This is a genomic window from Roseibium sp., assembly GCF_965276855.1.
In the GTDB taxonomy this organism is placed as follows: Bacteria; Pseudomonadota; Alphaproteobacteria; order Rhizobiales; family Stappiaceae; genus Roseibium.
This window is the reverse complement of sequence record NZ_OZ255700.1, coordinates 1,707,708-1,722,154: the sequence shown is the minus strand read 5'-3', so window position 1 is coordinate 1,722,154 and position 14,447 is coordinate 1,707,708. Positions and strand designations below refer to the sequence as shown.

The window sequence follows — 14,447 nt, the reverse complement described above, 5'->3', positions numbered from 1 at the left end:
GATCCGCCAACCGCGTGGCGCAGGCGTTCTTGCAGAGCCATTAGCTTAGCGTCACGGATAGGTTTCTTCACGACGAGCCCCAAATAAAAAGCGGCGGGAAAGTACCGCCGCTTATTTTGTTTTGAAGTCTAAATTCTGGCCTTCAGGTCAGTCGGTTGCAGGTGGGTTGTTAGGGCCGACCTGGATAATTGTCGGTTCGACACCCGCTATGAGGCGCTGGGCGACCCGGTTGACATCGTCCAGAGTGACAGCCTCGATTTCACTGTTGCGCCGGTCGAAGTAATCAATGCCAAGACCGGCATTTTGAAGCGCAACCAGCTGCCGGGCGATTTTTCCGGAACTGTCAAACCGGAGCGCGTAGGAACCGGTCAGAAACCGTTTGGCACTTGCAAGTTCGGCTTCTGTCGGTCCTTCCTCGGCCATCCGTTTTAGCTGAGCCAGCATGACGTCGACGGTCTCGGATGAACGCTCTGCTTTTGTTGAGGCAGAACCAATGAGAACGCCTGTGTGCTTGTAAGGCGAAAGGGACGTGCCTGTGCCATAAGAGAGGCCGCGCTTCTCCCGTACTTCCTGATACATCCAGGAGGTGAAGGTTCCACCGCCCAGAATGTGGTTCATGACAAACGCTGCTTGATAGTCCGGATCGTCCCGCTTCAAACCTGGCAGCGATAATAGGATCGTTGTCTGCGGTACATCGAGGAACTCTTCGACATTGTCTCCGGTTCGCGGGGTGAGCTCTTCGATTGGCTTGAGGTCGGCTTTCTCCGACAAACCTGCAAAGACTGTATCCAGGACTGACTTCAGGGTTTCAGCATCAATCGCGCCAACAACACCGATTTTGAGCCCGTCCTTTGCAATGAGCTTGGGCTTGTGCGCTTTCAAGTCATTCGGTTGAAGGCCCTCCAGTGTCTCAGATGTACCAAGCGTTGGTTGCGCATAAGGATGATCGCCGAACACAGCCTTCGACAGTGCAAGGCCCGCAATGGCATCCTGGTTGGTCTCATTCCGCTTAGCGCGGGTGATCAGCTGGGTTTTCATGCGTTCAACTGGCTCAACATCGAACCGCGGTGCGTTCAGGGCGAGTGCGAGCATCTCCGTCGCTTCGGGAAGCGTTTGGGTCAGAGTGCGCATGCTGCCGAAGAACCTGTCCTTGCCAGTGCTGAAGTTGACGCTGACGGCCAGCTCCTCAAGCCGTGCCTGATAGTCTTCAGAGGTCAGGTCACCTGCGCCCTCATCCATTGTCGCGGCAAGAAGGCGTGTCAGACCGGCTTTGTTTGCCGGATCTTGAGCCGAGCCGCCTTCAAAGGAGAAGTTTAGGGCAATGATCGGCACCGTGTGGTCTTCAACCAGCCATGCTTCGATGCCCTTCGGACTGATGACCCGTTCCACTTCCACAGCAAAAGATGGACGCACTGCGAGCGCTACAACGGCTAACACGAATGCGAACAGGGCCGGGGTAGTGGGGAATACGTTTTGGAATCTCATGATCAGGACTCCTTGCCGGACTTATTGGCGGTGTCGGCGTTTGATTGCGGGCTTCTGAGTTCCCCGGTCACAGGTGTTGCGGTCAGATAGTCTCTCGCAGCAGCTTCAACGTCTTCGGGTGTGACAGCTTGGATTTGGCTTGGCCAAGTCTGGACATCTTCGACTTCCATGCCGGTTGTGAGGGCCGCACCGAACAGCCTTGCAAGGCCAGTCTGGCTGTCTTGAGCGTAAATCGAACTCGCGATCATGCTACGTTTTGCCCGATCGACTTCTTCTGCGGTCACGCCCTCTTCCAGCAACTTGCTCAGTTCTTGCGCTGCAGCCGCTTCGACGTCTTCCAGCGTATGGCCGGGCCGCGGTGAAGCGTAGACAACAAAACGTCCGCTGTTCAGGGCTGTGCTCTGGTAATAGGCGCCGGCACTTGTGGCGAGGCCAGCATCCAGCACAAGGGCCTTATAGAGACGGCTGGATGGTCCCTGACCCAAGACGTAGGACAGAATATCCAGCGCTTCCGGTGTCCGGCCTTCGCCAGTTGTCTGGCTCGGCACGATCCATGTGTGGGAGATCGCCTCTTGCCTGACCCGCGGATCTGTGACCGCGATCCGTCGTTCTCCGGCAAGCGGCGGTTCCGCAGGACGAAGACGCTCGCCCGGCTCTGCCCGGCGCGGGACCTTGCCATATGTATCTTGGGCGAGATCCAGAACGGTAGCTGGCTCTACGTCACCTGCGACGACAAGCACGGCGTTATTCGGGGTGTAGAAACGGTCATAGAACGCGATTGCTGCATCCTTGTTGAGAGCTTCGATCTCATTCTGCCAACCGATAATAGGCGATCCGTAGGGATGATTTACGAACGTGATGGCGTTCATCGCTTCCCGCAAGCGTGACCCGGGATCGCTCTCAACCCGGTCCCGCCGCTCTTCCAATACAACGTCCCGTTCGGGCGCGACCACTGCGTCGCTGAGAACGAGGTTTTCCATCCGGTCCGCCTCCATTTCCATCATCAGCGGCAAGTGTTCTTTTGCAACACGTTGGAAATAGGCGGTGTAATCGTAGCTGGTGAAGGCGTTCTCCTGGCCGCCGCGGTCAGCAATGATTTTTGAAAACTCACCGTCCGGATGGTCCTCGGTTCCCTTGAACATCAGGTGTTCCAGGAAGTGAGCGACACCGGATTGACCTTCGGGCTCATCGGCCGATCCGACCTTGTACCAAAGCATGTGCGTGACAACGGGAGCCCGGCGATCAGGGATCACAACCACTTCCAGTCCATTGTCGAGGACGAAACGCTCCAGGTTCGGCGCGATGACAATTTCGTCTTGCGTGACTTCCAAAGCGTTTGCCTTGGACAGGGTTACGCCGGATAGCGGAACGGCAAGCAGCGTGGCGGATAAAAGGCTTGCCAAAAGTGTGCTGCGCAATGCGGGGTCAAAACTGAGTATCGGTATTGGTTGGCGCAATCCAATCACGGGGAGCTCCTGTTGTATGCCCAAACGAAAAGGCCTCCGGCCCAAACACCCCATATAGGGTCGAATGGATCGGAGGCCTCATTAAATGTCTGTAATTTGGCGTGATGAGTTAGTTACAGTATTTGGATTCGCCCGCCATACATCTTGGATCGAGGCGGTTCGTTTCGTGGTCCCGCTGTACCTTCACGTATTCTTTCTTCACTTCGATTTCTGTCGATGGCATCGGAGCGTCGGCAGACGGCGTGCTGTACGCTGCAGGCGGCTCGATCAGGTATTGCCGCTGAAGCGCAGCGCCAGCCGTCTGTGTGCCGGCTTGCTGCTGTTTCAGCGCATTAAACCGCTCTGACTCGATTTTCATTTGTTCCGGTGACAGACGTTTGCCCGGGCCAAGCGCAGTATCCGGATCGGATGCTGCCCGCAGTTCCGGTGTCGACGCAGGACGTTCAACACCGACGATTTCAATTCCTGCCATCTGTTCTGGTGTAAGCCGCTTCAGGTCACCGCGGTGGTCCGTGGCGACTTTGTAGCGATCCCGCAGGGCGTTCATCTCATCTTCGTTGCGTTGCTCGGGCCAATTCTGTGACCCTGCACCAGCAACTTCGGTGGACGGCGATGGCAACGTAGTGTTGTCGGCCGGCATGGCAAGTGGAGCGCGTGGTTTGTACTCGATCTCTTTTTTGTTCGGATCGACAGCGCCAAGGCCCGACATGATGTTGTTCACCAAAGCCGTATCGGGAGCAACGGTCGTTCCGTCGGCTGCCTGACAAGCTGCGAGGCCTGTCACTGCTGCGAGCAGGAGGCCTTTGGAGATAAAATCGCCGAGCGTGCGCACCACAACGTATCCTTCAAGAAATCGGACACTGTCTGACCACTGCCAAACAGAAAATAACGGGTCCAGCCCATAAACCGCTAATTTGCGGCTTAATTTGGACCGTTTGCGAAACTGTCATACAGGAGACCGATGACACCTGCAACGATCCACACGTCAGCTAGGTTAAACACGTACCAGGAGAACGTGCCGACGTGGAAGTGGACGAAGTCGACCACAGCTCCGTAAACAATCCGGTCTACACCGTTACCGATTGCGCCGCCGATGATTAGGGCAAGTGCAAGAGCCGGAAGCTTCAAATCGACGCGGGTCGACCAAATCCACAGTGCGATCGTCGCTGCAATGGTGAAACCGGCAAGCAACCAGCGGCCCAAATCACTGTCTTGCTGGAAAAGGCCGTAAGAGATGCCGCGGTTCCATACGAGAACAAAATCCAGAACCGGTAAGACCCTTACGGGGCCGTTTGCGGCAAGATCAAAGCCATGGACGAACCAGATCTTGGTTGCTTGATCCAGAAGAAGGCAAATGGCAGCGACAGACAGAACAAGCCAGCTTAAGCCGCCCCAGACATAGGTCGGTTTTGCGGGGTGATCTGAGTTATCACTGCCATTTGTCATCAAGGTCTCATCGATCCGTTATGCGGCAACGTTGGCTGCGTCCCATTCACGCAGCGCGTCGGCGTCCCTTGGTGTCACGTCTGGATAATCCGGGTCTGTTCCGACTTCTGGCAGGATCTTCCAGGACCGGGCGCATTTGGTGCCCTCCGCAAGTGCGGGTACGACCGCAACGCCCTTGGTATCGTCCAGCGAAAACGCGCCTTCCGGAGCCGGATCCGAACTCAGGGTGAGTTGGCTGGTGATGGCAATATCAGCCATATCCCGGCCTTCCAGCGCAGCCATGAGGTCTGGATCGGTCACGTGAACAACAGGATGCGCTTCCAAAGAGGAGCCGATCCGCTTCTCGCGACGTTCGATCTCAAGAGCACCGGTGATCACACGGCGAACCGTTTTGATCTTGGCCCACTTCTCCGCGAGCGCATCGTCTTTCCAGTCTGCCGGAACCGCCGGGAATTGCTGCAGATGTACAGATGTTTCTTCGCCGTAGCGGGAGACCCAGGTTTCGTCCATCGTAAACGGCAGCATCGGTGCCATCCATGTCACCAAGCTGTTGAACAACTTGTCGATGACATAGAGAGATGCCTTGCGTCGTTTGGAAGACCCGGCGTCGCAATAAAGCGCGTCCTTGCGGATGTCGAAATAGAACGCCGACAGTTCCACCGTCATGAATGTGAACAGCTGGTGGAAGATCTTCTTGTAGTCGTAATCGGCGTAGGCCTGGCGCACCATGGCATCAAGCTCTGCAAGCCGGTGCAGCATCAGGCGCTCCAGCTCCGGCATGTCGCTGAGTGCAACGTCTTCGCCGGTCGCATGCGCCAGGGAACCCAGCATCCAGCGGAGTGTGTTCCGCAGCTTGCGGTAGCTGTCGACGCTGGTCTTGATGATTTCCGGACCGATCCGCTGATCTTCCGAATAGTCGCATGACGCTGCCCAAAGACGCAGGATGTCCGCGCCGTATTGCTTGATGATGTCCTGAGGGAACACCTGGTTGCCGAGCGACTTGGACATTTTGCGTCCATCTTCGGCCATTGTGAAGCCGTGCGTCAGGACCGCATCATATGGTGCATGACCGCGGGTGCCGCAGCTTTCCAGAAGCGAGGAGTGGAACCAGCCGCGATGCTGGTCCGAACCTTCTAGATAGAGCACGTAATCCTTGCCGCCGGCAGTCTTGCGCTGCGGATTGAGGTCTTCACGCTTTTCAAGGCAGAAGGCATGGGTGGACCCGGAATCGAACCAGACATCCAGGATGTCCATGACCATGTCCCACTCATCAGCCTTGTGGTCGTTTGCGAGGAAGCGTTCCTTTGCGCCTTCTGCAAACCAGGCGTCCGCACCTTCTTGCACAAACGCTTCATAGATCCGCGCATTGACCGCTTCATCCTTGAGGACTTCGGATGTGTCCTTGTTGATGAAGACCGTGATCGGCACGCCCCAGGCGCGTTGGCGGGAGAGGACCCAGTCCGGACGGTTTTCGATCATCGAGCGCAAGCGGTTCTGACCGGAAACCGGTACGAAACGGGTTTCGTCAATTGCTTTGAGGGCCCTTGTGCGCAGCGTGTCGCCTTCGCCGGACAAGGTCTTGTCCATATAGACAAACCACTGTGGCGTATTGCGGAAAATGATCGGTTTCTTGGAGCGCCATGAATGCGGATACTGGTGCTTCATGCGGCCAAGCCCGATCAGAGCGCCTGCCTGCTTCAGATACTCGATGTTGGCTTTGTTTGCCTTTCCCTTTTCACCCTTGTGCGTGATGACCTGATTGCCTTCCAGGCCTGGCGCATCCTTGGTGTAGAAGCCGTCGTCGGCGACCGTGAAGGGGATTGCGGTGTCGATGCCGCGATCATCAAGGTCCTTGGCGTTTGCCATCCAGATTTCAAAGTCGTCCGCACCGTGACCTGGAGCCGTGTGTACGAAACCGGTACCGGCGTCATCTGTGACATGGTCGCCGTCAAGCAGCGGCACATCGAACTGATAGCCGCCGAGATCCATGTCCCGGTATGGGTGCGCCAGCGTGAGCGCGGCCATCTCATCCGGAGACACTGCGCGGACCAGTTTGAAGTCCTCGATGCGAGCGTTTTTGAAGACGTCGCCGGCAAGTGCGTCGGCGAGGATCAGAAGATCACCTTTTTGCACCCAGTTGTCATCCGGCAGGCCGTCCTGGGTTACTTCATAAAGACCGTAGTTGATCCGGGACGAGAAGCACACGGCCCTGTTACCCGGGATGGTCCACGGAGTGGTCGTCCAGATGACTACGGAGGCATCCAGCAGCTGCTCGGCTGCAGCTTCATCGGTGCCTCCGGCCTCAACGATCGGGAATTTCACCCAGATCTGGTCGGACTGATAGTCGTGGTATTCGATTTCCGCTTCAGCCAGCGCAGTCTTTTCGACAACGGACCACATCACCGGCTTGGAGCCGCGGTAGAGTTGGCCGGACATGGCGAACTTCATGAGTTCCTGTGCAATGACCGCTTCGCTTTCAAAGCGCATGGTCAGGTACGGGTTGTCCCAGTCGCCTTCAATCCCAAGGCGTTTGAACTCCTCGCGTTGCACGCCGATCCAGTGATCGGCGAAGTCCCGGCATTCCTTGCGGAACTCGTTGATCGGCACTTCGTCCTTGTTCTTGCCCTTGGCGCGGTATTGCTCCTCGATCTTCCATTCGATCGGCAGACCATGGCAGTCCCAGCCCGGAACATAGTTGCTGTCATAGCCCATCATTTGCATCGACCGGGTGACGATGTCTTTCAGGGTCTTGTTCAGCGCATGTCCGATATGGATGTTGCCGTTGGCGTAAGGAGGGCCGTCATGCAGGATGAATTTGTCGCGTCCTGCGGACTGATCCCGCAGCGTCTTGTAGATGTTCAGCTTTTCCCAGCGTGCCAGGATTTCCGGCTCTTTTTTGGGAAGGCCGGCCCGCATCGGAAATTCGGTTTTCGGCAGATTGAGCGTTTCAGAATAGTCGCGTTTTGGTGCGTCGGTCATCGGTGGTCGATCCGGTCAGCGGGACGAGGCCCGCAGTCAATTTTCATGAATTGTCTGCCGGCACAATGACGGCAGTCGAACGAGGCTTATCCCGGTCCCTGGCGCCGCAATTGCGTCAGCCGAGGGCCGGGCCGGTAATTCGCTTGATGTACGCCACCTTCATCCAGGGGCGGAAGACAACCTGTTTTTGCATGGCATGGGACATAGCAGCAGTTCGGCAAGGAATAAAGAGGGGCAAGGGATTTGATCAGAGGCACGGCTGTCTCCGCATCCAAGTATCCGCCCCGAGCATGTCAAAATTAGCGGTTCTGCAAGAATTGATGGGCATATCTGGGCGAAGTGGAACCCGAGTTCAAAATTCACGGCTGACCGGATGGAGAAATTGAAACACCTTGAGACGATCCTGACACCCGACCGGATCGATGTGTTTTTGCGGCTCGCGCCGATTTTCTATCTTATCGGGATGGCTGGGTACCACTTTCAAGAAGCCCATTACCGCGACGCCGTGCACGGCCTGTTCCTTTTGGGCGATTACATCTGTTACTGGCTAGCGGCCGTTACCGTGTTGGCTGGCACTCCATTCGACGTCTACGATAACGATGCATTCCGGCTGGTCGCGGACAGCTTTTTTGCCGAACACGGCTATTTGCCGTTCATGTACCCGCCGACCTATCTGCTTGCCATGGTGCCGTTCGGGCTATTCCCCAACTGGCTTTCGCATATTCTGTTCTTTTCCCTGACCCTGGGTGCGCTGGCACTCGCGGGCCGTTGTATTTGGGGGAGCTGGAAAGGCGCGTTGATCGCCTGCGCTTTTCCAGGTGTTCTGGGTGTTCTGATCCATGGCCAAAACAGTTTTCTGACAGCTGCGTTGTTCGGTGGGGCATTGGCAGCGCTGGGCGGCAAACGCTATATCCTGGCCGGTATCTTGATTGGCTGCATGACCTATAAGCCGCAAGTCGGTGTTCTCATTCCATTCGCTCTTTTGGCAGGACGTTATTGGACAACCTTCATTGCCGCCGGAGTGACCACCGTGGTGTTGGCGGCGCTGCCAGCGTTTGCATTCGGGCCTGAGATTTGGCTGGCGTTTTTTGAGCAAAGCAGATTTGCGGCAACGCTCCTCAATCAGGAGTTCGTCGAATACTGGAAGTATTTGTCGATCTATGCCGGTCTGAGGATGGCTGGGTTACCAGATCAAGCCGCAATGCTGGCCCAACTCCTGTTCGCGGCAGGTTGCCTTGTTTGGATCGTGCGTCTTTGGTGGAGTGACGCGCCATTCGCATTGAAAGCGGCCGGGCTTGTCGCGGCGAGCCTCTTGGCGTCCCCTTACATGCTAACCTACGAGTACATCATTCTGGCCGTCCCGGTTCTGTTTCTCGCGCGCCATGCCGGTAACGGCAATCTGATGCCCTTTGACACAGCGCTCTATGTTTTGATCGTGCTTCTTATCCTGTCGGCACGCGCAGTTGCTGATTATACCGGGATCCCCCTGGGCAGCGCTCCGGTTTTATTGACCATGTTCCTGACGCATCGCTACTACAAGCAATGGGAACATAGACGGACAAACGTTGCGGGTTCTATTCGGCCGCCTGTTTCCTCACCCGCTCCCGGTGCGTGATGTAAAGACCGCTGCCAACAATCAGGCTGATACCAACCCATGTGAGCAAATCCGGGAAATCGGCAAACACCAGAAACCCGAACAAGGTCGCGCTTACGATTTCCAGGTACTGCAGAGGGGCAAGCAGGCTCGCGCTGCCACGTTGAAACGCAGCGACCACAAGTCCATGGGCACAGAAGGAAATGAGGCCAATCAAGGCCAACAACCCTGCTTGCGAAGCGTTCGGCCAGACAAAGGTGACATCTCCCACGTCGAGCGTGGTGGCCGCGATGAGTATGACGCCCAGGTAGAGGCTCCCGGCCAGCCCGGCACTCAGTTGGATCGTCAGCAGATCATCCCGGACGGGGTACAGCCGGTTGAGCAGCAGATAGAAGGAAAACAGCACGGCCGTTGCGACCGGCAACAGGCTCACAAGGCCGATCTCGGCAAGGTTTGGCCGCAAGATAATGAGCGCGCCCGCAAGACCGACGGCAATCGCACCGATCCGCCGGGGGCCAACGGGTTCTTTCAAGATGAGGGCTGCAAGGATCGTCAGGATCATCGGCTCGACAAAAAAGATCGAGATGGCTGTGGCGACCGACATGTACTTCACCGCGATGAAGAAACACAGCGACGCGGAGGCCAGCAAAATCCCGCGCAGAAAATTCACGAAGGGTTGCTGTCCACCAGGGCGTGGCAAGCGCAACAAGATCAGCGCGAACGCCAAGCTGACCAGAAACTGAAAGACAAACCGGCCAAAGGTGACTTCTAGCGGATGGATGGAGGACGAAAGGTATTTTGCGATGATGTCCATCACAGGCACGATCAGCATCGCGCTGGACATCAAAAGGATTGCCTGTAACGGATTTTCGCTGACGTCGATCGCAGGCGACCGTTGTCTCACGATTCGAAGTCCAAGAGTTTCAGATCGATTTCGGACAAAGGCTGCAATGATGCCAGCGCCGCACGCGCTTCTTCACTGTCCCGGTCCATCTGAGCTATAAGCGCTTCGGCGCTGTCGAACTTTGCCTCACCTCGAAGATAAGAGACCACGTGCACCCGCAAGGTCTTTCCATAAAGGTCGCCTTTGAAGTCGAACAAGTAGACTTCAAACACTGCGGCACCGTTGTCAAAAGTCGGCCGTCTTCCATAGCTGGCAACGCCGCCATACCAATCATCTCCGACCTTGACCTTGACGGCGTAGATGCCTTGCAGCAGCGGGCAATCTTCCGGCATCCGAAGATTTGCGGTCGGGTAGCCGAGATCCCGGCCCCGTTTGTCGCCATGCTGGACTTGCGATTCGAAAAACCACCGGTAGCCGAGGAGGGCATTCGCTTCGGCCATGTCGCCGGTCGCAAGGTTGTCCCGGATGCGCGAGGACGAAATCACGTCAGCATTCTCGTCTTCTTCGCGCTGGACGATTGTCACGCCAAAGCCGTGCTCAGCCCCGGCAGCGCGCAAGTAGTCCGGGGTGCCTTGGCGGGCGCGGCCGAAGTGGAAGTCGTAGCCGGTAACGGCGTGGGAAATGCCGAGCGTGTCGATCAGAATATCTTGAACGAATGCGTTGGCTTCGACAGCTGCGAAGTCTTTTGTAAACGGCAGGATCAGCGCACCATCAAGACCGCAGACGCGCAACATTTCGGTCTTGAGCGGCGGCGGCGTCAACCGAAACACGGGTCTGGCCGGATTGAACACGGTGCGCGGATGCGGCTCGAAACTCATAGCAAAGACCGGGTGATGCGTTCCGCGGCCAAGTCCGAGGGCAGCGTCAAGAACAGCCCGGTGGCCACGGTGTACGCCGTCAAAATTGCCAATCGCAACCACACCGCCTTTGAGACTGGAAGGAAAACTCTCCAGCGATTCGGCGATTTGAAACTCAGAGGATGGGGTGCGGTTCATGCAGCTGACCTATGCGCAAGGTGGCGTTCGTTTTTGGCGTCGTGGAACAGAGGAAGAAAATCCGCGGGATCCAAGCCGCGTGGAACGTGCCGCCAACACCAAAAAAGGTCAAGCTGCTCTCATGATGAAATTGAACTGGGTTTGATCAGATCAAAGCCGGGAGCGGTCTTCGGTTTTGCTCGGAACCTTGACCAAAGCTTCGCCTTCAAGCACCACGGTGTCTTCAACACTACAAATGCAGGACAGCCGGGCCCTGTTGCCGCGCTCCATCAGTTCTTCGACGCGCACGGTCACCGTGACATCATCGCCGATCTTTACCGGTGCCTTGAAATTCAAGGTCTGGGACAAGTAGATCGCGCCAGGCCCGGGCAGGCGGGTGCCAAGAACAGCGGAAATCAGGCTTGCGGTATAAAGGCCGTGCGCGATCCGCGTTTTGAACGGCGTTCTGGCTGCAAAATGCTCAGAGAGGTGGATCGGGTTTCTGTCGCCCGAGACTTCGGCAAAGCCCACCACGTCGGAGGAACTGACATGTTTTACGAGTTCTTCCGTCATGCCGACAGTGAGATCTTCGAAACAGAGTTTTTGCAATTCCAGCATGATGTTTTCGGCCCTGTATATCCCGTTTTTTTGTGCGTTGGACGCTAAGCGCGCCCGGGAATTCTGACAATTATGCTTTCGGTGAAGAAAAAAAGTGTCTGTTATTAACGGTCTTTTCAGTTGCTGCCGTTAGTTTGCGTTGAGTGTGGGGAGGTGAGGACACAAATGAATGTGTCGCTCTCCTTCGAAGTCATAACGCGTTTCCAACGGCCCACGGCCAGGGGCCGCGCACCTTGACAGTATGGAGTAGACAATGGCCCTTGATCTTCAGATGCCGGTCCTCGTGGTCGATGACTACAAGACGATGATTCGCATCATTCGCAACCTTCTGAAACAGCTCGGTTTCGAAGACATTGACGACGCTGCGGACGGCACCGAAGCCTTGGAAAAAATGAAGCAGCGCCGCTATGGTCTTGTGATCTCGGACTGGAACATGGAGCCGATGACCGGTTACGAACTGCTGAAGCAGGTTCGCGCCGATGGTTCCCTCAGCAAAACACCGTTCATCATGGTGACAGCTGAATCCAAGACCGAAAACGTGATTGCAGCAAAAAAAGCCGGTGTAAACAACTACATCGTGAAGCCGTTCAATGCGCAGACATTGAAAGGGAAAATTGAGGCTGTCTTCTCCGACTAAAACACTTTGGCTTGGCGGGGACCGGTGTGCGTCTCCTTCTCCGCCGTTGCCGGCATTCTTTTTCAAGTTAAGCAGTCGGGCTGGGCAGGCAGGCTGCAGCCGGACAATTGCGCCAAAAATGTTTTATTGCCGGTTTTCAAGAGCTCGGCATCTGCTGTTTGGAGGCGGCGGTTAGCAATGGACACCATTGAAAGGCTGGATCTCATGGCCAAAATAAAACAAGAAAATGTCGCGCAGATCATCGATTTCCTGGAACAAAACAAGACCCGGGATGGGGAAGTTTCCTTAAACGATGTCATGCATCTTGCCGAAGTCATGTCGGGGTCCATGCACGACTTTTTGTCGACAGTTCAGCCGGCTGTTACGGAAGAGCTGACGGCGATTGCCAAAGAAATCACGCGCATGAAGCAGGAGATTTCCGCGCTTCGTGCGAATGATATGACCGGCAACAAGATCCCGGATGCCGGCCGCGAACTTGACGCCATCGTTGAAGCGACCGAGAACGCGACCAACACCATCATGGAAGCCGCCGAAGAAATCATGGCTGCGGATCCGAGTGATTCCGAGGCCTACCAGGACCTTGTCAGCAACAAGATGATCGGCATCTTCGAAGCCTGTACCTTCCAGGATATCACCGGTCAGCGGATCTCAAAGGTGGTCGAAACTCTGCGCTTCATTGATGAGCGGGTGACGTCCTTCATTGAACAGCTGCGCATCCCGGCGAGTTTTGAAGCCGAGATCGAGGAAACCGATGAAGAGCGCCGCAAGCGGGAGCTGATCCTTCACGGACCGCAGCACTCCGGCGAAGGCGTTTCCCAAAATGACATCGACGCGCTTTTGGGCGACAGCCAGGCAGACATCGACAAACTGTTCGACTGATCATCGCCGGGCACAGAATTGAAAAAAGGCCGCTCCCTTGGGCGGCCTTTTTGTTGTTCCATCAAAGACTTGCCAGGGCGAAAACGAGACCGCTACTCGGATGAGAATGTTGAGCGAAATGCCGGTAAGGCCTCTCAGAATCCTTCCAACACGATCTTGCCCTTAGACTTTCCGCTTTCAAGCAAAGCGTGGGCCTTCATAAGGTTTGCAGCGTTGATTTTGCCAAAGCTCTCGGCGACCGTCGATTTGATTGCGCCTGCATAAATCAAGGACGCAACTTCATTCAATATGTCTCCCTGGCGTTGCATGTCACTTGTTCCAAACATCGGGCGTGTGAACATGAACTCCCAATGGACCGAGATCGCTTTGGACTTGAAGGGCATAATGTCGAAGGTGTCGGGATCGTCAATCAGCCCGTACCGGCCCTGTGGTGTCATGATCTCTGAAACTTCTGCGGAATAAAGATGGGAATGGGTCGTCGAGTACACGAAATCGACGGTACCGACGCGCAGAGCATCGATCTGCGGCCCGAGGGCCTCGGCGTGACTGATAACGTGATGCGCCCCCAACTCTTCTACCCATGCCTTCGTTTCCGGTCTCGAAGCGGTCGCGATGATTGTCATATTTGAAAGAGCACGAGCCAGCTGGATGGTAATGGACCCCACACCACCCGCTCCGCCGATGACCAAAAGCGTGTTGTTGCCGCCGGGGATCGCTTCGTTTATCCGCAATCTGTCGAACAGCATTTCGTAGGCGGTAAGGCTCGTCAACGGCATAGCGGCGGCTGCATCGGTAGGTATTGAGCTTGGCGCTTTGCCAACGATCCTTGCGTCCACCAGGTGGAACTCGGAGTTTGCGCCCGGCCGGTTCACCGCACCCGCATAGAAAACACGATCACCTACCGAGAAATTGGCGACAGCGTCACCTAAACCAACAACTTCACCGGCGGCATCCCAGCCCAAGATATCGGGTTTCCCGTTCGTGGGTACACGCCGCTGGCGGATTTTAGTATCCACTGGATTAACGGAGATCGCATCGACCTTCACCAAGAGGTCATGACCCGATGCCATTGGCGTTTCAGTCTCGAAATCAATCAATGCGTCGGGCCGGTCAATCGGCCCAGTTTCAAGATATCCAACTGCTTTCATGGCGTGCTCCTTTGATCTGGCGCTTAGCCTATGATGGTCATCTCGTTCAGCGTGAATTCTTCAACAGCACCATCCGTGGCCTCCATGTATGCTGCCAGGTGTGGCGCACCCATGTGGCTCTGCCACAACTCACGGCTTTCCCAGTTCTCATAAAACATGAAGTGCGCTGGATTATCGTTGTCTTGGTGTAAGTCGTAGTTGACGCACCCTTGTTCGGCGCGGGTGACGTCGATGAGCTTGAGAAGCTCAGCCTTCACCAGGCCGATCTTGTCCGGGTAGGCTTTGATGTTGGCGACAATTGTCAGCTTAGTCATTGG

At 56.0% G+C, this 14,447-nt stretch carries 14 protein-coding genes; 4 read left to right on the top strand and 10 right to left on the bottom strand.

Annotated features, from left to right (window positions below):
- Positions 1 to 147 precede the first annotated feature (147 nt).
- From ACQY4Z_RS07865 to ileS, 5 genes are all read right to left on the bottom strand, one after another.
- The gene (locus tag ACQY4Z_RS07865) at positions 148 to 1,485 is read right to left on the bottom strand and encodes a M16 family metallopeptidase (protein ID WP_428528169.1); all 1,338 of its coding nucleotides are present in this window, start codon (positions 1,483 to 1,485) and stop codon (positions 148 to 150) included.
- A 2-nt stretch (positions 1,486 to 1,487) separates the two neighbouring features.
- The gene (locus ACQY4Z_RS07860; RefSeq protein ID WP_428528167.1) at positions 1,488 to 3,005 is read right to left on the bottom strand and encodes a M16 family metallopeptidase; all 1,518 of its coding nucleotides are present in this window, start codon (positions 3,003 to 3,005) and stop codon (positions 1,488 to 1,490) included.
- Positions 3,006 to 3,060: 55 nt separating this feature from the next.
- Positions 3,061 to 3,783: a hypothetical protein gene (locus ACQY4Z_RS07855; protein WP_133948426.1), complete on the bottom strand. Its 723-nt coding sequence runs from the start codon at positions 3,781 to 3,783 to the stop codon at positions 3,061 to 3,063.
- An 89-nt stretch (positions 3,784 to 3,872) separates the two neighbouring features.
- The gene (gene lspA / locus ACQY4Z_RS07850) at positions 3,873 to 4,397 is read right to left on the bottom strand and encodes a signal peptidase II (protein WP_428528164.1); all 525 of its coding nucleotides are present in this window, start codon (positions 4,395 to 4,397) and stop codon (positions 3,873 to 3,875) included.
- 18 nt (positions 4,398 to 4,415) lie between these two features.
- Entirely contained in the window at positions 4,416 to 7,376 is a 2,961-nt protein-coding gene (gene ileS, locus ACQY4Z_RS07845; protein WP_428528162.1) for an isoleucine--tRNA ligase, read from the bottom strand.
- A gap of 382 nt (positions 7,377 to 7,758) precedes the next feature.
- Here ileS and ACQY4Z_RS07840 point away from each other — a divergent pair, with 382 nt between their 5' ends.
- Positions 7,759 to 8,991, top strand: coding sequence for a glycosyltransferase family 87 protein (locus ACQY4Z_RS07840; RefSeq protein WP_428528160.1), 1,233 nt, complete (start codon positions 7,759 to 7,761; stop codon positions 8,989 to 8,991).
- Here the strand turns inward: ACQY4Z_RS07840 and ACQY4Z_RS07835 are convergent.
- Entirely contained in the window at positions 8,951 to 9,874 is a 924-nt protein-coding gene (locus ACQY4Z_RS07835) for a DMT family transporter (RefSeq protein ID WP_428528158.1), read from the bottom strand. The two genes, ACQY4Z_RS07840 and ACQY4Z_RS07835, sit on opposite strands and share 41 nt — an antisense overlap.
- Positions 9,871 to 10,869 (bottom strand): bifunctional riboflavin kinase/FAD synthetase, encoded by a 999-nt coding sequence (locus ACQY4Z_RS07830; protein WP_428528156.1) that lies wholly within the window; start codon positions 10,867 to 10,869, stop codon positions 9,871 to 9,873. The genes ACQY4Z_RS07835 and ACQY4Z_RS07830 overlap by 4 nt, the downstream gene beginning before the upstream one ends.
- Here ACQY4Z_RS07830 and ACQY4Z_RS07825 point away from each other — a divergent pair.
- Entirely contained in the window at positions 10,868 to 11,014 is a 147-nt protein-coding gene (locus ACQY4Z_RS07825) for a hypothetical protein (protein WP_428528155.1), read from the top strand. The two genes, ACQY4Z_RS07830 and ACQY4Z_RS07825, sit on opposite strands and share 2 nt — an antisense overlap.
- A 5-nt stretch (positions 11,015 to 11,019) precedes the next feature.
- Here ACQY4Z_RS07825 and ACQY4Z_RS07820 read toward each other — a convergent pair whose 3' ends face one another.
- Positions 11,020 to 11,466: a MaoC family dehydratase gene (locus ACQY4Z_RS07820; RefSeq protein WP_286182821.1), complete on the bottom strand. Its 447-nt coding sequence runs from the start codon at positions 11,464 to 11,466 to the stop codon at positions 11,020 to 11,022.
- A gap of 253 nt (positions 11,467 to 11,719) precedes the next feature.
- On the opposite strand from ACQY4Z_RS07820, the gene ACQY4Z_RS07815 reads away from it, so the two are divergent.
- Both ACQY4Z_RS07815 and ACQY4Z_RS07810 read left to right on the top strand, forming a co-directional pair.
- Positions 11,720 to 12,103 carry a response regulator gene (locus ACQY4Z_RS07815; protein ID WP_006935666.1) on the top strand — a complete coding sequence of 128 codons (384 nt, stop codon included), beginning with the start codon at positions 11,720 to 11,722 and terminating at the stop codon, positions 12,101 to 12,103.
- 177 nt (positions 12,104 to 12,280) lie between these two features.
- Positions 12,281 to 12,982, top strand: coding sequence for a protein phosphatase CheZ (locus tag ACQY4Z_RS07810; protein ID WP_209002308.1), 702 nt, complete (start codon positions 12,281 to 12,283; stop codon positions 12,980 to 12,982).
- 134 nt (positions 12,983 to 13,116) lie between these two features.
- On the opposite strand, the gene ACQY4Z_RS07805 is transcribed toward ACQY4Z_RS07810, so the two are convergent.
- Together ACQY4Z_RS07805 and ACQY4Z_RS07800 are read right to left on the bottom strand one after the other, a co-directional pair.
- A complete protein-coding gene (locus ACQY4Z_RS07805) occupies positions 13,117 to 14,130 on the bottom strand; it encodes a zinc-binding alcohol dehydrogenase family protein (protein WP_428528151.1) in 1,014 nt (337 codons plus the stop codon).
- Positions 14,131 to 14,153: 23 nt separating this feature from the next.
- Positions 14,154 to 14,444: a putative quinol monooxygenase gene (locus ACQY4Z_RS07800; protein ID WP_428528149.1), complete on the bottom strand. Its 291-nt coding sequence runs from the start codon at positions 14,442 to 14,444 to the stop codon at positions 14,154 to 14,156.
- Positions 14,445 to 14,447: the final 3 nt, after the last annotated feature.